Source organism: Arthrobacter sp. SD76 (genome assembly GCF_049726125.1).
Classification (GTDB): domain Bacteria; phylum Actinomycetota; class Actinomycetes; order Actinomycetales; family Micrococcaceae; genus Arthrobacter; species Arthrobacter nitrophenolicus.
In genome coordinates, this window is the sequence record NZ_JBNBLR010000001.1 from 1286195 (window position 1) to 1308779 (window position 22585).

The following is a 22585-nucleotide window of genomic DNA, read 5'->3' on the forward strand; positions in this document are numbered from 1 at the left end:
ATCCTAGCGACAGCCCGCTGGCCATGGCGTTTCAGTGCATGCCGCGCAGCAGCCGGGCCAGGACGGGGACGTTGACGGTGTTCGGCGCCGGTCCGGAGGCCAGGAACTCCTTGATGCCCCGGACCATGCCGGCCGCGTTGACGATCTGGACGGTTTCCAGGGCTCCGGACGGGCGCCGGTGGTGGTCGATGACGGGCTCGTGCAGGTTGCCGGTGGGACTGAGGACCACGGTCCAGCCGGTTACATTCAGTTCCGGAAAGATGTCCTGCATCGCCCGGACCAGGTGGGCCAGCTGCGGTGGGGCTATGGTGCGGGCGCCATGATTGAGGGTCCTGCCGTCCCAGGCATACGCGCCTTTGGGGAGGAGCATGGAATTGACCAGGGCCAACCGGTATCCGGAGAGGACCGCGTGGTCGATGTGGCTGTTGTCTGCCGGCGACTGGAGGCCGTTGACAAGCCGGGCGGCCGGAATCGCCGGCAGGACCTGGCGGGTCAGGAGCTGCACCGTGCGCATCTCCCGCTGGATCCGGGCCTCGGCGCCGAAGATGCCGCGCTTGCGTGGCATGCCGTGTACCTGCTGGCTGGCCTGTGCCAGGGGGATGAGTGGGACGCTGCCCGGCGTCACGCCGTCGTAGGCAGGTACGTAGATGGGCGGGTCTCCGGCAGTGTTCCGGGCGCTCCCCGGCCGGTGGACGGTGGCTGACGCGCGGCTGCCCGCTGGAGGGGCGTCGAAGTGGGCTTCATCGTTGGCGGTATCGCGGACAGTACCTGCCGCGTAGGACCGGTCATAGGCCTTGCGGCGTTGCGGATCGATGAGGGTCTCGTAGGCGGCAGTCACCCGGCGGAAGGCAGCAGCGTCACCCCCGTGGTCCGGATGGGCGGTGCGGGCGGCACGGCGGTACGCCACCTTGATCTCCTTGTCAGTGGCAGTGACCGCGACCTGGAGGACCTGGTAGTGGGAGCTGTTGCGCTCGCTCAAGCACACATCCTTTTCCTTGTGGACCGGCCCGTGAATGGAGCCGGGCCAGCCCAGTTTAGCCAGCATTGCTGCCGGCCCTGATGTGACAACGAGCGCCCGGGTTCCGCAGGTTCCCGCGTACCCGCAGTCTAGACTCGCGGGGGCACGGCCGGGCGGCCGATGGGGAAGGCAGTGGGTGGAGATGGAAACACCGACGGCGGGACGGCCTGCCGGAGACGGCCGGCGGAGGGCGGTGCTGGCGGCCGCGCTCGTCACGGTCCTGCTCAGCGGGTGCAGCCTGGACGTGCGGGATCCCGCCGCACCGGAAGCCGCGGAGAGTCCAACGGTACCCGCCACCCCCACCATCACCCCGGGGCATGATGCCGAAGCCGTGGCCGCGCAGGACCTGCCCTTCAGCGCCGGCGGCATCCTTGCCCGCGGCGTGCCCGTCGGGATTTCCGACGGGTTGAGGGAGGCGCCGGGCTGGCAGGTCGTCAAGGAAAACGTGGCGGGGGAAAGCCAGTACCTGAAGGCGGACGGTTGCCTGGTTCTGCCAGGGTCCGCGGCAACAGGAAGCCCTTGCCCGGGCGGACGACCGTGAATCGACTGTTGCGCTGTTCCAGTACCTGGACCCCACTGTCCTGCCGGGCTACCTGAAGACAGACTCGTTGCGGTGGGGTGAAGATCTGGAAGCACCGGAGCGCCGGGTGGAGGTCCTGCTTCTCGAGCAGGCCGCGCCCGGCGGCAGGGCGACAGCTGTCATGGCGCGGCTGTTCGCAACGGCAGGCTCTTCGGTCTACGTCTCCGTTTCCTGTCCCGATGCCCCCTCCCTCGCGGGAGCCCGTGCGGACGTGGCCACCCGGCTCCAGGTCCTGCCGCCGTCGAACTAGGCTGCGAGGTAAACGTGGGCCATGCTGCCCGGCATGTTTTGCCGGGAAGCCGCCGCACCCGAAACGGCTAGAATTGCAGGGTGCCCGCCTACCTCGATCATGCCGCAACCACCCCGCTTTCCGCTGAGGCTTTGGCTGCCCTGACCCGCGAACTGGCCCGCACCGGCAACCCGTCGTCGCTGCACGGCTCGGGCCGGCGGGCGCGCCGGACGGTGGAGGACGCCCGGGAAACAATAGCCGCTGCCGCCGGGGCGCACCCGTCCGAAGTGATCTTCACGTCCGGCGGCACCGAATCGGACAACCTTGCCGTCAAGGGCCTCTACTGGGCCCGCCGGGCCGAAGACCCTGCGCGGCGGCGCATCCTGTGTTCCGCCGTCGAACACCATGCAGTGCTGGACACCGTGGAGTGGCTGGAGCGCCATGAAGGCGCGGAGGTGACGTGGCTGCCCGTTGACGGCGAAGGTGTGGTGGACCTGCCGTTCCTTGAGGCCGAACTCGCCCGTGATCCGGCCGGCGTCGCGCTGGTGACCGTGATGTGGGCCAACAATGAGGTGGGTACCATCCAGCCGGTCCACCGCGTGGTGGAACTTGCCCATGCCGCGGGCGTTCCGGTGCATTCGGACGCCGTGCAGGCGTTTGGTTCCCTGCCCGTGCATTTCAGGGACTCCGGCCTGGACGCCATGTCCATCAGTGGCCACAAGATCGGGGGACCGGTGGGCGTGGGTGCCCTCCTGCTCGGCCGTGCGGTCAAACTGACGCCTGTCCAGCACGGCGGCGGCCAGGAACGCGACGTCCGGTCCGGCACCCTGGACACCGCCTCCATAGCCGCCTTCGCCGCTGCCGCTGCCGGGGTAACCGCAAATCCCGCCGACGAAGCCGCGCGCATCGCTGCCCTGCGGGACCGCCTGATCGAGGGCGTCCTCGAACGGATTCCGGAAGCCGTCCTTCGAGGCGCCCCGGGAGCCGGGCGGCTCCCGGGCAATGCGCACTTCACCTTCCCGGGCTGCGAAGGTGACTCACTGTTGTTCCTTCTGGACCTCGCAGGGGTGGAGTCATCAACGGGATCCGCGTGCACCGCCGGAGTGCCGCGCCCCTCCCACGTCCTGCTGGCCATGGGGCTTGACGAGGAGACCGCCCGGGGTGCCCAGCGCTTCACGCTGGGCCACGCTTCCACGGACGCCGATGTCGACGCCCTCCTGGCTGCCCTGCCGGATGCGTATGCACGTGCCCGCCAGGCCGGTATGGCCGGTCACGAGTCCTCGATCCAGACAGCCGGGACCATTGCCCGCCAGGTGCCGGGCAGCCGCTGACCCGGCACCCGCGGCGGACGACTTTACACGAGGCCGTAGAATAGATAGGCAAGGATCGTCTCCGGGAGCCTGCCTGGTCGATTTGCGCAGTCCATTTGCGCAGCCGATCCGGGCAGCCGATTTTCACAGCCGGTCCGCGCCACCGGGCGCCGGCCAAAAACCTTCCCCTACAGAAAGCCAGCATGCGAGTTCTAGCAGCCATGAGCGGTGGAGTTGACTCCGCCGTTGCCGCCGCCCGCGCCGTCGAGGCCGGGCACGACGTCGTCGGCGTCCACCTGGCGCTGTCACGGATGCCGGGCACCCTGCGGACGGGCAGCCGCGGCTGCTGCACCATCGAGGACTCGCGCGACGCGTGGCGGGCCTGCGACGTGCTGGGCATTCCGTACTACGTGTGGGACTTCTCGGAGCGCTTCAAGGAAGACGTGGTCCAGGACTTCATTGACGAGTACGCTGCCGGCCGCACTCCCAACCCCTGCATGCGCTGCAACGAGCGCATCAAGTTCGCGGCGTTGCTGGAGAAGGCGATCGCCCTGGGCTTCGACGCCGTCTGCACCGGCCATTACGCCAAGGTCATCGAGGACGCCGACGGAAACCGCGAACTGCACCGCGCCGCGGACTGGGCGAAGGACCAAAGCTATGTCCTGGGCGTCCTGACCCACGAACAGCTCAAGCACTCCATGTTTCCGCTGGCCGATACACCGTCCAAGGCGGAAGTCCGGGCAGAGGCCGAACGCCGCGGGCTGTCGGTGGCCAACAAGCCGGACAGCCATGACATCTGCTTCATTCCCGACGGCGACACGGCTGGGTGGCTCGCCGAGAAGATCGAGATGACCCGCGGCGACATCGTCGACGAGACCGGAGCCAAGGTGGGCGAGCACCCGGGCGCCAACGCGTTCACCGTCGGCCAGCGCCGGGGCCTGAAACTGGGTACCCCTGCCGCCGACGGGAAGCCGCGCTTCGTGCTCGAGATCAGGCCCAAGGAGAACAAGGTGGTCGTCGGCCCCCAGGCATTGCTGGCCATCGACGAGATCCGCGGCATCAAGGTGTCCTGGGCGGGCCTGCCCATCCGGGAAGTCGAAACCGGCGAGGAGTTCGATTGCTACGCCCAGGTGCGTGCCCACGGCGACCCGGTGCCCGCCGCCGCCCGCATGGAGACGGCCGGGGACTCAGCTGGGCAGCTGGTGGTCCGGCTGGCAGACCCCCTCCGCGGGGTGGCGCCCGGGCAGACCGTTGTCCTTTACCAGGGCAGCCGGGTCCTTGGCCAGGCCACCATCGACGCCGCCCGGTCCCTGCAGCGGGCCGTGCTGTAGCCCACGAATCCCACTAACGCCGCCCCGGTCCCCGGGGCGGCGTTTTTGTTGTGGAAGCACATTTCTGCGGACCGGACGGGGCGGATCGGGCCGGCACTTAAATTTTGTGGCGCGACTCACACAAATGGTCCGAGCTGAGTGTTGACTCTCTGATTGAATCTTTCCCATCCGTACAGCGTCCCCCGCCTAAGCAGACGAACCCCATGTGGTCGGCGGGCGCGCACTCATCGAACAGAAAGTTCACTGATGACGAAGAGCACCAAAACCCTGCACGGCGCCATCGCGCTCGCAGGCATCTCTGCCCTGGCCCTGACTGCCTGCACGGGCCCCTCGGGCGGCGGCGGAACCTCGACCGGCAGCGCCGGGGGCGGCGCCATCACTTACGGGACGACGGACAAAGTGGTCACGCTGGACCCCGCAGGCTCCTATGACGGCGGCTCATTCATGGTGATGAACCAGATCTATCCCTTCCTGCTGAACTACGCCCCGGAACCGCCGACGCCGCTCCGGACATCGCGGAATCAGCCTCCTTCACCAGCCCCACCGAATTCACGGTGAAGCTGAAGCCCGGCCTGAAGTTCGCCAACGGCCACACCCTTGACTCCTCCGACGTCGTCTTCTCGTTCAACCGGGTCATGAGCATCAACGACCCCAACGGCCCGGCCTCCCTGCTGGCGAACATGGAAAAGATCGAGGCGACCGACCCGGACACGGTGGTCTTCACCCTCAAGGCCGGCAACGACCAGGTGTTCCCGGGTGTCCTCGCCTCCAACCCCGGCCCCATTGTGGACGAGGAAGTCTTCCCGGCCGACAAGATCATGGACGATGACGCCATCGTCGCGGCAAAGCCCTTCGCCGGGCAGTACACCATCGACAGCTACAAGAAGAACGAGCTGGTCAACTTCAAGCCCAATCCCGACTATCAGGGCCTGCTGGGCGCGGCGGCGAACGACGGCGCCACGCTCAAGCACTACGCGGACCCTAACAACCTGAAGCTGGACGTGCAGCAGGGCAACATCGACGTCGCGGGCAGGATCCTGACAGCCACCGACGTGGCCGACCTCGAGTCGGACAGCAACGTAAAGGTCCACAAGGGCCCCGGCGGCGAGCTGCGCTACATGGTCTTCAACTTCGACACCATGCCGTTCGGAGCCAAGACCCCCGAAGCCGACCCTGCCAAGGCCCTGGCAGTGCGGCAGGCAATCGCGCACCTGGTGGACCGGGATGTGATCGCATCCCAGGTTTTCAAGAACACCTACACCCCGGTCTACTCCTACGTGCCCAAGGAATTCGAGGGAGCAACCGAACCCCTGAAGAGCCTCTACGGGGACGGCAGCGGTAAGCCCAGCCTGGAAAAGGCCAAGCAGGTGCTTACTGATGCCGGCATCACCTCCGTGGTGGACGTCAAGCTGCAGTACACCGACAGGTACGGCACGTCCGCCGCGGACGAATACGCCCTGGTGAAGGAACAGCTGGAGAAATCGGGGCTCTTCACGGTGGACCTCAAGTCCACTGAGTGGACCACCTACACCAAGGAACGGCGGGCAGATGCCTACCCCGTCTACCAGCTCGGCTGGGTTCCCGGATTACTCCGACGCCGACAACTACCTCACGCCGTTCTTCATCCCCGGCAACTTCCTGGGCAACCACTACGAGAACCCGGCCGTGACCGACGTCGTCAACAAGCAGCTGGTCACCACCGACAAGGCCGAACGGAGCGAGCTGCTTGGCCAGGCCCAGGAAGCCATCGCCAAGGACCTCTCCACCCTGCCCCTGCTCCAGGGTGCCCAGGTGATGGTCGCCGGAACTGATGTCAAGGGCGTGGAAAAGACCCTCGATCCGTCCTTCAAGACCCGCCTTGGCGTGATGTCCAAGTAGGTCCAGCCGGCAAGCCGCACCACGGGGCGGGGCGCCCGCACGGCGTCCCGCCCCCGGTGCTGGCTGATGGCGCTGGCAGGACCAGCGCCCAGACGATCCGAAGGTTCCCATGACCACATTGATTGACGCGCCGCCCGGCGACACGGGCGGAATTCTTCCTGCCGCCAGGAAGTCCTCCGGCGGAGGACTGGGGCAGTACATCCTGGTCCGCTTCCTGCTGATTTTCCCCACTATCTTCATCCTCGTGACCATGGTCTTCTTCCTGATGCGGATTACCGGCGACCCCATCACGGCAGCCATGGGCGGACGGCTGCCCGCCGACCAGCTCCAGGAACGCATCGAGGCTGCAGGCTACGACCGGCCCATCCTCGTCCAGTACTTTGAGTACCTCGGCCAGCTGGCCACCGGCAACTTCGGCCGTACCCTGACCGACAATCGTGCCGTCGTCGAGATGCTCACCACATACGGTTCGGCCACCCTGGAACTCAGCCTCAACGCGCTCGTCGTGGCCCTGCTCGTGGGCATTCCCCTGGGAATGCTCGCAGCCCACCGCCGCGACAAGGCGCCGGACGCCGTCCTGCGGGTTTTCGCCATCCTGTGCTACGCCACCCCGGTGTTCTTCGCGGGAATGCTGCTGAAGCTCACCTTCTCGGTGTGGCTGGGCTGGCTGCCCGTGGCCGGCAGGGCAAAGACCTCCAGCGAACTTGCCCTGACCTCGCTCGAGGCCCCGACCGGCATCTACTGGCTGGATGCCCTGCGCAGCGGCAACATGGCCGCGTTCGCCGACGTCGTGGCCCACGCCGTCCTTCCGGCCGTGGCGCTCGGGCTGCTGACGGCTGGCATCTTCCTCCGCCTGGTCCGGACCAACGTCATCGGTACCCTGGGCCGTGACTACATCGAAGCCGGACGGTCCCGCGGCATCAGCGAGTACCGGCTGGTGACCAAGCACGCCTACAAGCCGGCCCTGATTCCCATCATCACCGTGATGGGCCTGCAGATTGCCGTGATGCTCGGCGGAGCAGTGCTGACAGAAAAAACGTTCGAGTGGAAGGGGCTCGGATTCCAGCTGGCCAACTACCTGACCGCACGCGACTTCGTGGCGGTGCAGGGCATCGTGGTGCTGTTGGCGATCATCGTGGCCCTGACCAACTTCATCGTGGACATCATCGCCGCGCTGATCGACCCCCGCGTGAGGTACTGACATGGCCAATCCCGACGTGCCCCTTCCCGCGGCAAACCCCAGGGCAGCGCTCCTCCGCCGCCTTCCGGTCATCTCCCATTACACCCGGAGCATGGGACTCCAGCGCGGCATGCTGGTGGCCGGGCTGGTCCTGACCGGCGCGTTCGTGCTGACGGCGCTCTTCGCCCCGCTCCTTGCGCCGTACGGCTACTCGCAACTGTCCGACGGCGACGGCAACTTCCCCACGCAGCAGGCCCCGGGCGGCAAACACCTCCTGGGCACCACCGTAGGAGGGTACGACGTCCTGTCGCGGGTGATCTGGGGTGCGCAGACTGCGATCCTGGTGATCGTCGTCGCCGTCGCCATGTCAATCGTCATTGGCGTGGTCCTGGGCCTGGTCAGCGGATACCTGGGCGGCTGGCTGGACAGGATCCTCGTGGTGGTTGCCGACGCCGTCCACGCGTTTCCATCGCTCCTGGTAGCCATTGTGATGGCCATCGTCATCAGCGGCGGCCAGTCCAGCCTGGCGGGCGGCATCTTCGCCGCCGGGACCGCCATCACCCTGGTTTTCATTCCACAGTATTTCCGGGTCATCCGGGCGGAGACGGTCCGGCTGAAAGCGGAACCCTTCGTTGAATCCGCCAAGGTGGTGGGGGCGTCCAACATCCGGATCATGGGCAGGCACATCTACCGCAACGCCACCAGGACCCTGCCGCTGATCTTCACCCTCAACGCCTCGGAGGCAATCCTCACCCTGGCCGGCCTGGGCTTCCTCGGTTTCGGCATCGAGCCAAGCTCGGCCGCGGAATGGGGCTTCGACCTGAACAAGGCGCTCGCCGACACCACGTCGGGAATCTGGTGGACAGGCCTGTTCCCCGGGATGGCCATCGTGCTCACGGTGGTGGGCCTGACGCTGGTGGAGAAAGCATCAACGACCTGAACGATCCCCGCCTGCGGGGCCGGAAATCCGCAGCAGGCAAAGTGACACCGGGTCCTGCTGCCGCGGGTCCAGGCAGTACGGCGCAGGCCGCCATTGAAACGGAAGTGAGGGGATCATGAGCGCCAACGCTGCTGCAGCCACCGCGAGCGCGGACCAGCCGGATATCCGGGTCCTGGACATCGGGCATCTGAGCGTCACCTTCGCTACGGACGGCGGCGACGTCCGGGCCGTCAAGGACGTCAGCCTGGACGTCAGGGCGGGGGAGGTGCTGGCCATTGTGGGGGAGTCCGGTTCCGGGAAGACGGTGACCGCCAAGACCATCCTGGGATTGCTGCCGGAAACTGCCAGCAGCTCCGGCACTGTCCTCATCAACGGGGCGGACGTGATCAGCGTCAGTGCCGAACGGCTGCGCCAGATCCGCGGGCGCGACGTGGCAATGGTCTTCCAGGAGCCGTCCACGGCGCTGAACCCGGTGTTCACTGTCGGCTGGCAGATCGCCGAGGGCATCCGTGCCCACTCCGGCCGGAACGGCGGGAAGCGTGTCTCAGCCCAGGAGGCCAAGGCCAGGGCCGTGGAGGCGCTGCGCAAGGTGGGCATCCCGGATCCCGACCACCGCGTCAATTACTATCCGCACCAGTTTTCCGGCGGCCAGAAGCAGCGGGTTGTCATCGCCGCGGCCCTGGCACTCAATCCGGGCCTGATCGTTGCGGACGAGCCCACCACCGCACTGGACGTCACGGTGCAGGCCGAAATCCTGGAACTGCTCCGCGACCTGCGGGACAAGTACGGCACCTCCATAGTGCTGATAACCCACAACATGGGCGTGGTGGCGGACCTCGCCGACCGCGTCGTGGTCATGTACCAGGGCAACGTGGTTGAGGAGGCGCCGGCGCGCAAACTCTTTGCCGAGCCCAGGCAGGACTACACCCGGAAACTGCTGGCCGCCGTGCCGCACCTTGGACACAACTCGGCTTCGGAGGGCCAGACCGTGCGTCCGCACCAGGATGCGGAAGTCCTGGTGGCTGCCCACAACCTGACCATCGAATACCCCGGCCGCCTCGGTACCCCTGCTTTCACCGCCGTGGACCGGGTCAGCTTCACCGTCTCCAGGGGTGAGGTCTTTGGGCTGGTGGGGGAATCCGGGTCCGGCAAAACCACCATCGGGCGGGCCATCGCCGGACTCAACCGGACCACGGGCGGCAGCCTCAAAGTGCTGGGCTACGAGATGCTGGACTTCCGGGAGCGGACATTCAAGCCCCTCCGCAAGGACATCGGCTTCGTGTTCCAGGATCCCGCGGCGTCCTTCAACCCGCAGCTGACCATCGGGGAGTGCATCGCCGAACCTATGGTCATCCACACAAAGCCCGGCCCCGCCCAGGCCCGCAAACGCGTCGGTGAACTGCTCGAATCAGTCCAGCTGCCGGCGTCGTACGCCGGCCGCTACCCGCACGAACTCTCCGGCGGGCAGCGGCAGCGGGCGTCCCTGGCCCGCGCCCTGAGCCTGAATCCCCGGCTGCTGATTGCCGACGAACCGACGTCGGCCCTGGACGTTTCGGTCCAGGCGAAGGTCCTGGACCTGTTCAAGGACATCCAGCAGGAGTTCGGGTTCGCCTGCCTGTTCATCAGCCACGACCTGGCGGTGGTGGACATCCTCTCGTCCTGGGTGGGGGTTCTGTACAAGGGCAGGCTGGTGGAGCAGGGAGTCGGGAGCCAGGTCATGGGCAATCCCCGGCATGACTACACCAAACGGCTCATTGCCTCCCTTCCCGTGCCGGATCCGGAGGAACAGGCGCGACGCCGGGAACAGCACCGGGCGCTGCTGGGCATCTGAGCGCAGTGCCGCCAAGCGCCGGTGCCGGGGCGGCACCCGGCACCGGCGCTTAACACCCGGCCCATCAGGCCGGCTGCCCATAGACTGGGATCATGACGCAGCACAACCTCCCCTCACCCGACTCAGACGAATACGATCCCTCCGCCAGCTCATTGGCCGGCCAGGTGGACAGTTCGGTGATGGCTGAACTGCTGTCCATCCGCTCCAGCATCGACAACATCGACGCCACGCTGGTGTACCTCCTGGCGGAGCGTTTCAAGGCCACGCAGAAGGTGGGTTTCCTGAAGGCCGCCCACCGGCTTCCCGCGGGTGACCCGGGTCGCGAGACAGCGCAGATCGCACGGCTCCGCAGGCTCGCCGAGGATGCCCACCTGGACCCGCCTTTGCCGAGAAGTTCCTGAACTTCATCATCGGCGAGGTCATCCGCCACCACGAGGCCATCGCCGAGGACCACCAGGCCGCCGCCGGCCAGCACCCGCAGGCATCAGCACTCGCGTGACCGTGGTTGAACGGCACGAACCCGCCGCCGCGCCGGAGAAAGCCCCGCCGGCGGAAGTAACGGCAACCGGGCTGGGACCATGGCCCGGCGAGGACCCCCTGGAAGCTGCCAGGATCATCCGCGGAGAGCTCGGCAGCCCGCACCTGCCGTTCCTGGCCGAACTGCCGGCCCGCGGCGTCGGTTCCGATTCCCTGGGCCGCACCGCATCCCTGCTCGAGGAGCTGGCCGTTGATGTGCAGCCCTACGGGTGGCGGCTCGTGGACCGTCCGGGCAAGGATGTGCGCCGGGCAGCCTCGGCGCTTGCCACCGACATCAACGTCCTGGCCGATGTGGCGGGGACCGAGGAGGCGTCCGCCGAGGAAATCAAGGTCCAGCTGGTGGGCCCCCTCAGCCTGGCCGCCGGCCTGCACCTGCACAACGGCGAACGCGCGCTGATCGATTACGGTGCACGGCGGGACCTGGCTGAGTCGCTGGCTGCCGGCGTCGGTCGCTACCTTAGCCGGGTGGCCGCAGCCGTGCCCGGTGCACGCCTGGTGGTCCAGCTGGATGAACCTGATATCGCCGCCGTGCTCGCCGGCACCATCCCCACGGCCAGTGGCTACCGCACGCTGCGGGCTGTTGCCACGGCGGAAGCCCGCGAAGCGTGGCGGCTGGTGATTGAAGCCCTTCGGGCCGCGGGAGCCGTTGAAGTGGTGGTGTCCGTTCCCGCCGTCGAAGCCCCTTTCGAGCCGATCCTCGCTTCCGGTGCGGACGGTGTCGCGGTGCCCCTGAAGGCCCTGACCACCCGCCAATGGGAGCACCTTGCCGGGGCCGTGGAGGCAGGCAAGCGGCTGTGGGCCGGGGCGCTGGATGTGGACGGGGACACCCTTCCCAAGGTTGCGGACTGCGTGGAATCCGTGTGGCGGCCGTGGCGGCAGCTCGGTTTGCCGGCGTCGTCCCTGCGGACCCTCCGCGTCACGCCTTCGGCTGGCCTGGCGGACCGCACCCCTGCGCAGGCCACCGCGGTGCTGGGCAGGCTGACGCAGCTGGCGGACGGGCTGAACCAGCTCGCCCTCGGCTGACCGGCGGAACCGGTCAACTCCCGTCGTCCTAGACCCGGTTCTCCCAGCGGTCCGGCTGCGCGTAGCGGGGAAGGAAGCTCTGGGCCGCGCTGCGTCCGGTGTAGGGCCGCAACCTGTAGTCGAAGCTTCCGGCGTAGACCAGGACCAGACCGATTTGCGGCTGGATGACCTTGACCTGGATGCGGTGCTTGCCGTTGGTGCCGCCCGCGGGATCCCACCACTGCTCGGCGTACGCCTTGGCATCCACCGGCGCCGGCAAGGGCACCCGGAGCGGGCCCAGGAACAGGCGGGAGGCTTCAGAGACGCCTCGCAGCCGTCCCTCCGGGGTGACACTCAGGTTCAGGTCGGTCACCATGCGGCGGTAGCGGCCCACGTAGTCAACCAGCTGCGGTGACCCGTTGCGGATGGTGGCGCTGGTGGTGTCCTGGAAGATCCGGGTCCTTCCGGGAAAGCGGATCTCCCGGCGGGCGGTAAGGCTGGAGCGGCCAAACGGGTCCTGGTGGGCGTGGTTCTCGATCCGGAATGGAATGTTCTCGCCATATTCGGGGAAGAAGGCCTCCTCGCTGCTGGTCAGCCGCAGTAGCGGCCGCAGCCATTCCTGCCGGCAGCCCACTACATCGAATGTCCCTTCACCGATGCCGTAGCGGCCCGAACCGGGCACCAGGGAGAAGTACTCCTGCAGTTCCGGCTGCAGCCTGGCAAAGTCCGTTCCAAGGACCTGCTGGTAAATCGGTACGTTCACGAAGCTCCTCCTGCGGGCAACACATTACTGGTCTCACAATTTACCGGCAGCCTTGAGCCGGATGTACATGTCCGCGACGCGCGGCGGCAGCTGGTGCGGTTCGGCGTCCACCACTTCCACACCGTACCGGCGAAGCTCGGCGCTGACGGCGGCGCGCTGCAGGAGTGCCCGTTCCGCAGCGGCGGCCCGGAATACCCGGCAGCATCGCCGCGCTCCCGGACCATGGCGCCCAGCTGCGGATCCCGGACAGCTGCCACCACCACCACATGGTCCTGGGCCAGCCGGGCGGCGGCCGGCAGGAGCCCTTCCTCCGGCGCGCCGCCGTCGAGGGAAGTCAGCAGCACTACCAGGGAGCGATGGGCCGTGACGGCACGGACCTGGGCAGGGACGGCCGGCCAGTCCATCTCGATGAGCTCCGGATCCAGCGGTGCCATGGCCTGGACCAGCTGTCCCAGCAGATTGCCCTGGATGGCGGTTCCTGCCCGGGCCCGTGCCCTGCGGTCAAACGCCAGGAAGTCCACCCGGTCGCCGCCGCGCTCGGCAAGCACACCGAGGAGGAGCGCCGCTTCCATCCCGGTGTCGAGGCGGGTCTCGTCGTCGATCCTCGCTGCCGCTGTCCGTGACGTGTCGAGGACCATCACCACCCGGCGGTCACGTTCGGGCCGCCAGGTGCGGACCACGACGGCGGACCTGCGGGCGGTTGCGCGCCAGTCGATGGACCGGACGTCGTCGCCCCGGACATAGTCCCGCAGGGAATCGAATTCGGTGCCGGCCCCGCGGATCTGGACGGCCGCTTTCCCGTCCAGTTCCCGCAGTTTCCGCAGTTTGGAGGGCAGGTGCCGGCGCGAATGGAACGGCGGCAGGACACGCAGCGCCCCGGGGCAGTCAATGGTGCGCTGGCGTGCTGCCAGGCGCAGGGGGCCAAAGGAGCGCAGCGTCACGTGCGGGGCCTTGAGGTCGCCGCGACGCACTGGCCGGAGCCGCACAGTGATGCGCCGGCTTTCGTGCGCGGGAACATCGATACCCTGGACCGGGTCCTGTGCTCCGGCTGATGGCTGCCAGCCGTCCCGCAGCATGCCGTGCAGCCGCCGGCTCCCGTCATTGCGGACAATGAGCCTGGCCTCCGCCGTCCCGTTCAGCGTGACGTTGCCGGGATCGGAGCGCAGCACCTGGACCGGTTTCAGCGCGCCGGCGAGGAGCAGGTCGGTGCCGCACAGGACGGCGAGGACGGCCAGCACGGCACATACTGTTCCCCATCCGGGCAGCAGCAGGACCGGAACAGGCCCAGCAGCACCAGCAGGACAAAGCGCCCGGAAATGGCCATCAGCGCGGAACGGGAACGGACGCCAGGATGCTGCCCAGCACGTCATCCACCCGGACCCCGTCCATCTGGGCCTCGGGCTGCAGCGCCACCCGGTGCCGGAGGCAGGGCAGGGCCAGCGCCTTGACGTCGTCGGGGGTGACGAAGCTCCTGCCGGACAGCCAGGCCCAGGACCGGGAGGTGTCAGGAGGGCTGTGGCTCCACGCGGCGAAACGCCCAGCAGGAAGGACGGTGCCGTGCGGGTGGCCCGCACCAGGTCCACGATATAGCCGATGATTTCCTGTTCGACGGCGACGCCCGTGACGGCCTGCCGGGCCCGCTCCAGGTCTGCGGCGCCCGCGACGGCACGGACCCGGCCGCTGCCAGGTCGCGCGGGTCGAACCCGGCCGCATGGCGGCGGATGACTTCCATCTCCGCCGAACGCTCTGGCAGGGGCATGGTGAGCTTGAGCAGGAAGCGGTCCAACTGGGCTTCCGGTAGGGGATAGGTGCCCTCGTACTCCACCGGGTTCTGCGTGGCGGCCACCAGGAACGGGGCGGGCAGCGGGCGGGACACTCCGTCCACCGAGACCTGCCGTTCCTCCATCGCCTCCAGCAGCGAAGCCTGGGTCTTGGGCGGCGTCCGGTTGATTTCGTCCGCCAGCAGGAGGTTGGTGAAAACCGGCCCTTCCCGGAACGTGAACTCGGCGGTGTGCGAGTCGTAGACCAGGGACCCGGTGACATCGCCGGGCATCAGGTCCGGGGTGAACTGCACCCGCTTGGTGTCCAGGTCCAGTGCCGCGGACAGGGCCCGCACCAGCAGGGTCTTTGCCACGCCCGGCACACCCTCCAGCAGCACATGCCCCTGGGACAGCAGGGCGATCAGCATGCCGGTCACCGTAGCGTCCTGTCCCACCACCGCCTTCGATACCTCGTGGCGCACATCCAGCAGGGCCTGCCGGGCGGAATCGTGCTCCATCGGGTCCAGGACCCGCTGGCCGCTGCCGTATTCACTCATCGGCTGTTGACCTCTTTCTCTAGGTTGTCCAGTTCCTGTGCCCAGGCGACCAGCCGGGACTCGCTGCCGGGATGGTGGTTGAGGAGGTCCCGTATATCGGCTGCCGGCCGGCCCAGCAACCGTGCCGCCGCCTCAATGACGGTGTCAGCAGAGGCTCCCGGTCCGGGCCGGAGCCTGGCGGCCAGCCGTACCAGGATCCCGGCGCGGAGGTTGTCACGTGCCTGGTCCACCGCGTGGGCGTCGTGGTACATCCGGGCGCGGCCCTCTGCGGTTTCCACTGCCTTCACCACCACTGGCAGCGGCTCGAACACCAGCGGGCCGAGCCGCCGGCCGCGCCACGCGATCGCGGCCAGGGCAACCACCAGCAGCCACGGGCCCAGGAAACGGACCCACTCCGGTGCGAGCTCGTCCAGGGTCTGGCCTGACCCGGACGCGGCCACATCCTCCAGTGACGGCAGGTACCAGACCAGGTCCGGAGACTTGCCCAGGGTACGGAGCGCAAGGGCAGCATGGCCCCGCTCATCCAGCTGCTCATTGCCCAGGACCACCGTGCTGCCCAACACCGTCAGCTGCCCGTCGCCGCTGACAGCCAGCAGCCCGGCGGCACTACCGGCAGGCCGGTAACAGGACACCCCGCCGTCGTACACGAATCCCTGGCTGCCCGAGATCTCCCCCGCGGCCAGGGCGTCCGGGAGCGGACAGCCGGGCGCCAGCGGGGGAGCATCGTCGGGTACCACTCCCGCCTGCCTGATACCGCTGCCCAGTGCGGTGAGTGTTTCCAGCCGCGGCGTGACCACTACAACCTCCCCGGCGGCGGCCGCCAGATCACGGAGCCGGGGTTCGTCGAGGATCCCGTTGCGGTCATACAGCAGGAGGGTTGCTGCGGAACTTCCCCCAGCGCGGCCATCGCCCCCTCGAACGTTCCGGCTGTGTGCACGTCCACTCCGTGGCGCCCCAGGATCTGGGTGACGGCCCGTGCGCCGTCCGGACCTGCGTTGCCGGGGGACAGCGGAACGGCGTCACCCCGGGGAGCCAGCTGGCCCCAGACAACCAGGCCCAGGGCGACGGCCACCACCGCGCAGAGGGCCGTCAACGCACGGTGCTTGCGGAGCCACGGCAGTGGTGTCCGCCCGGGAGCGGGAGAAGGAGCTGCCCCGCGGACACCGGCGGGAAGGGTGTCCGTCATCCGAGGGCCGCCGGGGATTGCAGTGCCGACTCCGGTTTCGCCGCCTCGAGATCCGCGTCCAGGCCGGCCAGCTCCTGGTAGTCGCCCCGGCCTGCCGGCCGGTTCCCGTACCGCACAGCGTCGAAGACGCCTGCCGCGCGCTCCAGGCGCCCTGCTTCCCTGGGGAACGGCACGGCCAGCTCCCGGGCCACCTCGTCCGCCGTGCGCCCGGGCTGCGGTTCGAGGATGGTCCGGTCTTCAGCCGCGCGGACCAGTGCACGGAAGCGTTCGACGACGGCGTCCCCCCATTCACCAGACGCGGCCGACGCCTCGGCGCGCTGCCTGTATTCAGCGGCGGAAAGGACGCTGTCCGCCTCGAAAACATCCCTGGTCCGGCGTGGCGCTGCGTTCAGGCGCGGCCTGGCCAGGATCACGGCGGCCGCGATGACGAGGGCAATGACGATCCCGATCACGGGACCCGGCAGGGGACCGGCGGACTGCGTCGGATCCGTCCAGGGACGAAAACCATTCAAGGAAGTTCTCCCAGACTGTTTCGATCCACGACGGTGCAGCCTCACGGTATTCCGCCTTGGCGAGTTCTTCCTCAGCCCACCGCCGGGCTTCCCCTGCCCCGGGGAGCACGGGGGGGTCAGCGGCCATGCGCCCACGGGCCGGAGGAAGGCCCGTTGTCCGGTCCCCGGACGTTGTCAGCCCCGCGGCCCGGAACGCCGTCGGGATCGGCGCCCGATTCGGCAAGGCGCAGGAGGCTGATGTCCAGGCCGTCTTTCCGCATCCGCAGGTCCATGTAGAGCAGCGCCATCACGGACGTCTGGAACGCATACCCGAGGGCGCCAACCAGGGCGCCGAGGACAGCAGTAACCACGCCGAGTGCCACGGCGGTGGCTGCCGCGTCGCCGCCCCCGCCAAGTGGATCGGTGAATGTGGTGAGGAAACCTGCCAGAAGGCTGACCGGGATCATCACCACCTGGCTGATGACCCCCACCAAAATGCTGACCACCAGCGTGATGCCGAGGATCCGCCACCAGTTGGCGCGGGTCAGCTCCCAGGACCGCCGGAGCCCGGCCAAGGCTCCCAGTTCCTCAATCACGACTGCGGCGGGAGCCACCATCAGTTTGACGGCGATCCAGATGAACAGCGCGATAAAAGCAAGGACAAGCGGAATGAGCAGGAGCGCCCCGGTTCCTTCCATGCTGGACACCAGGGCTACCGCAAGCGCCGCGAGGAGACCGAAAGCCAGGATCCCGGCGGCCACCAGCAGCAGCGCCAGGCGGACCAGCGCCCCGGCCCGCGACCGGGAGAGTGCCCACATCTGGCGGAACCCTGTCCGCCGGTTCAGGATGGCGCGCGCCACCGGGACCACCATCGCACCCTGGAGAACTGCGGAAATCAGCAGCGTGAGCAGGCCGACCACGAGGAAGGCGGAAAAGAAACCGATGCCCAGTGACGCCGCTTCCGCCGGGCTGGCACTCTCCGCCCAGGCTTCGATGGATCCCATGGAGGTGGCGGTGACGGCGGTGATGACGGCCGCAAGGATGGCTGTCAGGGACTGGGCAAGCACGGCGGCCCCCAGCATGGCTTTCGGATTCCGCCGGATGGCCTGGAAGGAGCCGTCCATGATCTCCCCGAACATCAGGGGGCGGAGCGGGACGATGCCGGGCTTGGGCGGTGCCATGTAGCGGGGCTGGCCGTAGGGGCCGCCGTTCTGCATTCCCGGCTGCGGAGCCCCGGCGTAGGGGGAGCCGGGTGCGGGCGGCGGTCCCCACGGTGGCTGCTGGCCGGCAGGCTGCTGCCAGTCCGGCGGTCCCCAGGGCTGCTGCCCGGGAGGCTGTTGCTGGCCGGGCCACTGCGAACCTGGCGGCTTTGTCCCGGCCAAGGTTGCTGCCCCGGCCACGGCGCATCAGAGGGCCACTGTGGGCCTGAATCCTGTGGTGACACCCTGTTCCTTCCCCCGTACCAGGCCGTCGGCTGCCCGCCGCGCCCGGCGCACTGCGCGGAGGGCGCCGGGAAGGTCCGGCATGCCCCCAGCCTATAGTTCCGGCGTCGGCCGTCCTAGCGTTCCGCCATGCCGGGGGCCGCTGAACAGGACAAAGACTGCCTGATAAGGGAATATATAACTATGAAGGCACGCATTCTGGTGGTTGATGATGACGAAGCGCTGGCCGAAATGATTGGAATTGTTCTCCGCAATGACGGCTTTGAGCCGGTCTTCTGCGCCGACGGCGCCCAGGCGCTGGACGTATTCCGGTCATCCAGGCCGGACCTTGTACTGCTGGACCTCATGCTTCCGGGCGTGGACGGCATCGAGGTCTGCCGGCAGATCCGTGCCGAATCGGACGTGCCCATCGTCATGCTGACCGCCAAGTCGGACACATCCGACGTCGTCCGCGGCCTGGAATCCGGCGCTGACGACTACGTGCCCAAGCCGTTCAAGCCCGCCGAACTGGTGGCGCGCGTCAGGGCACGCCTCCGTCCCGGCGACCAGAAAGCACCGGAAACCCTGCGGATCGCCGACATCACCATAGACGTCGCAGGCCACACCGTCAGCCGGGGCAACGAACGGATCTCGCTCACGCCGCTCGAATTCGACCTCCTGGTGGCACTGGCCCGCAAACCGTGGCAGGTGTTCACCCGCGAACTGCTGCTCGAACAGGTCTGGGGCTACCGTCATGCTGCGGACACGCGCCTGGTCAACGTCCATGTCCAGCGCCTGCGGTCCAAGATTGAACGCGACCCGGAGGCCCCGGAAGTTGTAATGACGGTGCGTGGTGTCGGCTACAAAGCAGGGGCCTGACCCCGCTGCTTCCGGTGAGGGACGCAAAGCCGGCGAAACGCCGCCCGCGCCCCACTCATCCGGAGGCCCCCCCAGGCGTTCAGGGGCAGACGGGCAGCACCCGGCCCCGGAACATACAGAGTCCCTGACCCCCGGATTCCGCGAACTGGCCTTCCGGGGGCGGATCTGGCAGCGCCGGGCCCTGATTGTCAGTCTTCGCGTGGCGCGGCTCGTCGGGACGGGCTTCCGCCGCTTCCTTCCCGCACTGCGCCACATCGGCCGCGCCCTCCAGCGCCGGTGGCGCCGGTCCCTTCAGTTCCGCACCGTCCTCACCACGCTCCTCCTGGCCGTGACCTCCTTCGCGGCGGTGGGGGCATACCTCTCCCACCAGATCGCCAACAACCTGTTCCAGGAGCGACTGACACAGGCGGAGTCGGAGACCCGCTACAACGTCAAGCAGGTCCAGGACACGTTCGACGGCGCCCAGGTCACCGACCAGTCCAGCGTCATCACCCTGGTCTATGACACCCTGAACGCCGTGGAAGGCAGGGGTTCCGTCATCCAGCGCCGCTACGTGTTCGAGGCGATGCCCGAGCAGACCAAGCCCAGGAACCGGTGGGTTGAGTCGCGCGCGTCGGACCAGTTGACGGTGAGCGTCATCCCGCCCGAACTGCGGAAGGCAGTCCAGGAATCCGGGAAGGACCAGTACTGGGCATCCACTGTCATTCCCGTGGGCACCGAGGACAGGCCCGGCATTGCCGTCGGCAACAAGGTGACATTTAACGGCACCGTGTACGAGCTGTACCTGATCTATGACCTGAACACCGCCCAGCAGACCCTGGATGAGATCCAGCGCGTGCTCTGGGCCGGCGGCGCGGTGCTGGTGCTGCTGATCGGCGCCGTGGCCTGGTACGTCACCCGCAACGTGGTCAGCCCGGTCAGCCATGCCGCCATGGTGTCCGAAAAACTAGCCGCCGGGCAGTTGCAGGAACGCATGGTGGTCCGCGGCGAGGACGAGGTGGCGCGCCTTGGTGCTTCCTTAACCACATGGCTGCCAGCCTCCAGGAACAGATCACCCAGCTGGCCACCCTGTCCCAGATGCAGCAGCGCTTCGTCTCCGACGTCTCGCACGAGCTCCGGACACCGCTGACAACCGTTCGGATGGCAGCCGAGGTCCTGTACGACGCCCGCGACGATTTCGACCCCATTAATAAGCGGTCGGCGGAACTGCTCTACAACCAGGTGGAGCGCTTCCAGTCCCTGCTGTCGGACCTGCTGGAGATCTCGCGCTTCGACGCCGGCGTGGCCGTCCTGGATGCTGAGCCGGAGGACATCCTGCAGGTTGTTGCGCATGTCATCGAAGGGGCTGCGCCCGTGGCGGCGGAGTACGGTTCCGAAATTGTCCTCAGCGCACCCGCCCAGCCCATCATCGTGGAGATGGACGCGCGTCGTATCGACAGGATCCTGCGGAACCTGATCCTCAATGCCGTTGAACACGGTGAGGGGAAACCCGTCACCGTCACCGTCGCAGCCAACCAGGCCGCCGTCGGAATTGCCGTCCGTGACCGCGGCATCGGCATGGAGCCTTCCGAGGCTGCCCGCGTCTTCGACAGGTTCTGGCGTGCCGACCCTGCCCGCGCCCGCACCACCGGCGGCAGCGGATTGGGCCTGTCGATCGCCATGGAGGACACCAAACTGCATAACGGCTGGCTGCAGGCCTGGGCAGGAAAGGCTCCGGCGCCAACTTCCGGCTCACGCTGCCGCTCCACCAGGGGAAGACATCGATACGTCGCCCGTCCAGCTTGAACCCGACGACGTCATGGCACCGGGCGAACCGCGCAACATCCCGAGGGAAGCGGACAACCGCAACATGCTGGTCCTCGAAACCGGCGCAGCACGCCTGGCCCCGGTGCCGACGTCGAAGGAAACTCCATGATGCCCCGCCGCCTGCGCCTGGTGAAGGGCGCCGCGTTCCTGCTGGCCCTCGTGTTCGTCCTCGCCGGTTGTGCGCGGATCCCCACTTCGGGGCCCGTGGGGAAGAGCAGCGAGGGTAGCGCGGGCAACCTCAGCGCGCCCGTCTTCCTCCCGGCAGCACCGCAGCCGGGCGCCTCGCCCGAGACGATCATCGACTACTTCTACCGGGCCGGAAGCGGCTATGAGGACGACTACGCCGTCGCCCGCCAATACCTGACGCAGGCTTCCTCCGTGTCCTGGAAGCCGGACCAGCGTGCGCTCGTCTACCGGGATGCCCGGGTGGTGGCTACAGACACCGAAAACGTCTACAACTATGAGCTCGACGTCGCCTACACAATCGACGCGGACGGGATCGCCACGCAATCACCCGAAGGAACAGTGGAGAAGATCCCCGTGACCGTCACCCAGGTGGACGGTGAGTGGCGCATCTCGGCAATTCCCGACGGCACTGCCATCGCCGAGGAGACCTTCAAGGTGATCTACGGCGCGTATCCCATCTACTTCTACGATCCCACTTTCACCTTTGCTGTCCCGGATGTGCGCTGGTTCATCAGGAACAAGACGGTGAAGTCGATGACCAGTGCCCTGCTTGCCGGGCCCGCCCCGTACCTGCGGGGCGCGGTAGCCAGTGCCTTCCCCTCCGGCATCAAGCTGGCCCGCGAATCCGTCCCGGTGGTGTCCGGGGCAGCGCAGGTTGACCTGACGGCCAAGGAACTGATGGAGACTTCGCCGGCGGACCGGCTCCGCATGCAGATGCAGCTGACGCTGACGTTCCGCAGCCAGCCCGATGTGGTCAATGTGGAACTGCGGGCGAACCAGGACCTGGTCCGGGTGGAGGATGACGGGTCCGTGCTGCCGCCGGTGCAGGACAAGAGCGTGCCGTCGCGCCAGATCGCCATCAGCGGCAACGAACTGGTGAGGTACGAGAACAACAGGGTCTCCCCGCTGCCGGACATGCAGCCGGTCTCCGCCCTGAATCCGCGGTTCCCGGCCGAATCCCCGGTATCGCAGACAGCAGCGTTCCTCAACGACGGCAGGACCACCCTCTACGGCATCAACCCGGGCCAGCCGGCACGGTCCCTTACCACCCGAAGCACGCTGAGCCGCCCCTCCTTCGACCTCAACGACTGGGTGTGGACCGCCGGGCCGGGAGGGAACGGCGCCACTGAAGTGGTTGCCTACCGCCCCGGCGGGGTGGCCGAGGGGGCGTCCGTCCCCGCGGTCACGCTGGCGCCCGCCTGGCTCGCCGGGCGGACCGTCAAGGAACTCCGGATCTCGCGGGAGGGGGTCCGGGCCCTGGTCATCTCCGAACAGAACGGCAGGACGCGGGTGCAGGTGGCAGGCATCATCCGTGGCGGTGACGGAACACCCCGGGAACTGACGGCACCGGTCACCCTCGCCACCGACAGCAACCCTGACCAGGGGGCGTGGGTCAGTGACACAACGGTGGCGGTAATGAAGGGGGCGGCGGCGTCCAACGTCACCCCGGAACTGCTGTCCCTCACGTCCGGCCAGCCGCAGCAGCTGGCTCCGTGGCCCGGGCTTGTGGCACTCAGCGCGGGAAATGGCGCCGAGGAGGTCTACGGGCAGTCAGCCGAGGGTATTTTCCAGCGGCTGGGCAACGGCTGGTCACCGCAGATCAAGGGCCCTATCGACCCGTCGTTCCCCGGCTGACAGGCAGGAGCTGCGGCGCATCCTGCCGCCGCTCCACCGGCATTGTCCACATGCGACGACGGAGC

General features: G+C 67.9%; 15 protein-coding genes and 6 pseudogenes. 13 read left to right on the forward strand and 8 right to left on the reverse strand.

The features are described from left to right. Positions 1-31: 31 nt before the first annotated feature. On the reverse strand, positions 32-979 hold the full coding sequence (locus ACPEE0_RS06365; RefSeq protein ID WP_009356813.1) for a J domain-containing protein: 948 nt from the start codon (positions 977-979) through the stop codon (positions 32-34). Positions 980-1160: 181 nt separating this feature from the next. Here ACPEE0_RS06365 and ACPEE0_RS06370 point away from each other — a divergent pair, with 181 nt between their 5' ends. The 10 genes and pseudogenes from ACPEE0_RS06370 (at position 1161) to ACPEE0_RS06415 (ending at position 11857) form a co-directional block, all read left to right on the forward strand. After that, positions 1161-1559, forward strand: a complete 399-nt coding sequence (locus tag ACPEE0_RS06370; RefSeq protein ID WP_424574161.1) for a hypothetical protein — start codon at positions 1161-1163, stop codon at positions 1557-1559. 67 nt (positions 1560-1626) lie between these two features. After that, positions 1627-1848 carry a hypothetical protein gene (locus tag ACPEE0_RS06375; protein WP_424574162.1) on the forward strand — a complete coding sequence of 74 codons (222 nt, stop codon included), beginning with the start codon at positions 1627-1629 and terminating at the stop codon, positions 1846-1848. An 80-nt stretch (positions 1849-1928) separates the two neighbouring features. After that, positions 1929-3158 (forward strand): cysteine desulfurase family protein, encoded by a 1230-nt coding sequence (locus tag ACPEE0_RS06380; RefSeq protein WP_133346100.1) that lies wholly within the window; start codon positions 1929-1931, stop codon positions 3156-3158. Positions 3159-3340: 182 nt separating this feature from the next. Next, positions 3341-4468: a tRNA 2-thiouridine(34) synthase MnmA gene (mnmA, locus tag ACPEE0_RS06385; RefSeq protein WP_052014019.1), complete on the forward strand. Its 1128-nt coding sequence runs from the start codon at positions 3341-3343 to the stop codon at positions 4466-4468. A 246-nt stretch (positions 4469-4714) separates the two neighbouring features. Beyond that, a pseudogene (locus tag ACPEE0_RS06390) lies at positions 4715-6346 on the forward strand (ABC transporter substrate-binding protein). A gap of 109 nt (positions 6347-6455) precedes the next feature. Continuing rightward, on the forward strand, positions 6456-7547 hold the full coding sequence (locus ACPEE0_RS06395; RefSeq protein ID WP_424574163.1) for an ABC transporter permease: 1092 nt from the start codon (positions 6456-6458) through the stop codon (positions 7545-7547). A 1-nt stretch (position 7548) separates the two neighbouring features. Then, a pseudogene (locus ACPEE0_RS06400) lies at positions 7549-8585 on the forward strand (ABC transporter permease). Further along, a complete protein-coding gene (locus ACPEE0_RS06405) occupies positions 8582-10297 on the forward strand; it encodes an ABC transporter ATP-binding protein (protein WP_424574164.1) in 1716 nt (571 codons plus the stop codon). The pseudogene ACPEE0_RS06400 and the gene ACPEE0_RS06405 overlap by 4 nt, the downstream one beginning before the upstream one ends. 92 nt (positions 10298-10389) lie before the next feature. After that, positions 10390-10796, forward strand: a pseudogene (locus ACPEE0_RS06410) (chorismate mutase). A gap of 2 nt (positions 10797-10798) precedes the next feature. Beyond that, complete coding sequence (locus ACPEE0_RS06415; protein WP_424575247.1) at positions 10799-11857, forward strand: hypothetical protein; 1059 nt, start codon at positions 10799-10801, stop codon at positions 11855-11857. Between the two features lie 28 nt (positions 11858-11885). On the opposite strand, the gene ACPEE0_RS06420 is transcribed toward ACPEE0_RS06415, so the two are convergent. From ACPEE0_RS06420 to ACPEE0_RS06450, 7 genes and pseudogenes are all read right to left on the reverse strand, one after another. Beyond that, positions 11886-12599 (reverse strand): DUF4166 domain-containing protein, encoded by a 714-nt coding sequence (locus ACPEE0_RS06420; protein ID WP_009356820.1) that lies wholly within the window; start codon positions 12597-12599, stop codon positions 11886-11888. 33 nt (positions 12600-12632) lie between these two features. Beyond that, positions 12633-13923, reverse strand: a pseudogene (locus ACPEE0_RS06425) (DUF58 domain-containing protein). Next, a pseudogene (locus tag ACPEE0_RS06430) lies at positions 13923-14916 on the reverse strand (AAA family ATPase). Before ACPEE0_RS06430 ends, ACPEE0_RS06425 begins: the two co-directional pseudogenes overlap by 1 nt. Further along, the gene (locus ACPEE0_RS06435; RefSeq protein ID WP_424575248.1) at positions 14913-15788 is read right to left on the reverse strand and encodes a DUF4350 domain-containing protein; all 876 of its coding nucleotides are present in this window, start codon (positions 15786-15788) and stop codon (positions 14913-14915) included. The pseudogene ACPEE0_RS06430 and the gene ACPEE0_RS06435 overlap by 4 nt, the downstream one beginning before the upstream one ends. Next, positions 15713-16102: a hypothetical protein gene (locus tag ACPEE0_RS06440; RefSeq protein ID WP_424574165.1), complete on the reverse strand. Its 390-nt coding sequence runs from the start codon at positions 16100-16102 to the stop codon at positions 15713-15715. The genes ACPEE0_RS06435 and ACPEE0_RS06440 overlap by 76 nt, the downstream gene beginning before the upstream one ends. After that, a complete protein-coding gene (locus ACPEE0_RS06445) occupies positions 16099-16554 on the reverse strand; it encodes a DUF4129 domain-containing protein (protein WP_424574166.1) in 456 nt (151 codons plus the stop codon). The genes ACPEE0_RS06440 and ACPEE0_RS06445 overlap by 4 nt, the downstream gene beginning before the upstream one ends. A 176-nt stretch (positions 16555-16730) precedes the next feature. Then, positions 16731-17993 (reverse strand): hypothetical protein, encoded by a 1263-nt coding sequence (locus tag ACPEE0_RS06450; RefSeq protein WP_424574167.1) that lies wholly within the window; start codon positions 17991-17993, stop codon positions 16731-16733. Positions 17994-18218: 225 nt separating this feature from the next. Between ACPEE0_RS06450 and mtrA the strand changes: the two genes are divergently transcribed. The 3 genes and pseudogenes from mtrA to ACPEE0_RS06465 all read left to right on the forward strand — a co-directional run bounded on the left by mtrA (position 18219) and on the right by ACPEE0_RS06465 (position 22520). Next, positions 18219-18893, forward strand: a complete 675-nt coding sequence (gene mtrA / locus ACPEE0_RS06455; protein WP_009356825.1) for an MtrAB system response regulator MtrA — start codon at positions 18219-18221, stop codon at positions 18891-18893. Positions 18894-19038: 145 nt separating this feature from the next. Next, positions 19039-20808, forward strand: a pseudogene (gene mtrB / locus ACPEE0_RS06460) (MtrAB system histidine kinase MtrB). Then, complete coding sequence (locus ACPEE0_RS06465; RefSeq protein ID WP_407710446.1) at positions 20808-22520, forward strand: LpqB family beta-propeller domain-containing protein; 1713 nt, start codon at positions 20808-20810, stop codon at positions 22518-22520. Before mtrB ends, ACPEE0_RS06465 begins: the two are co-directional and overlap by 1 nt. The last annotated feature ends 65 nt before the right edge of the window (positions 22521-22585 follow it).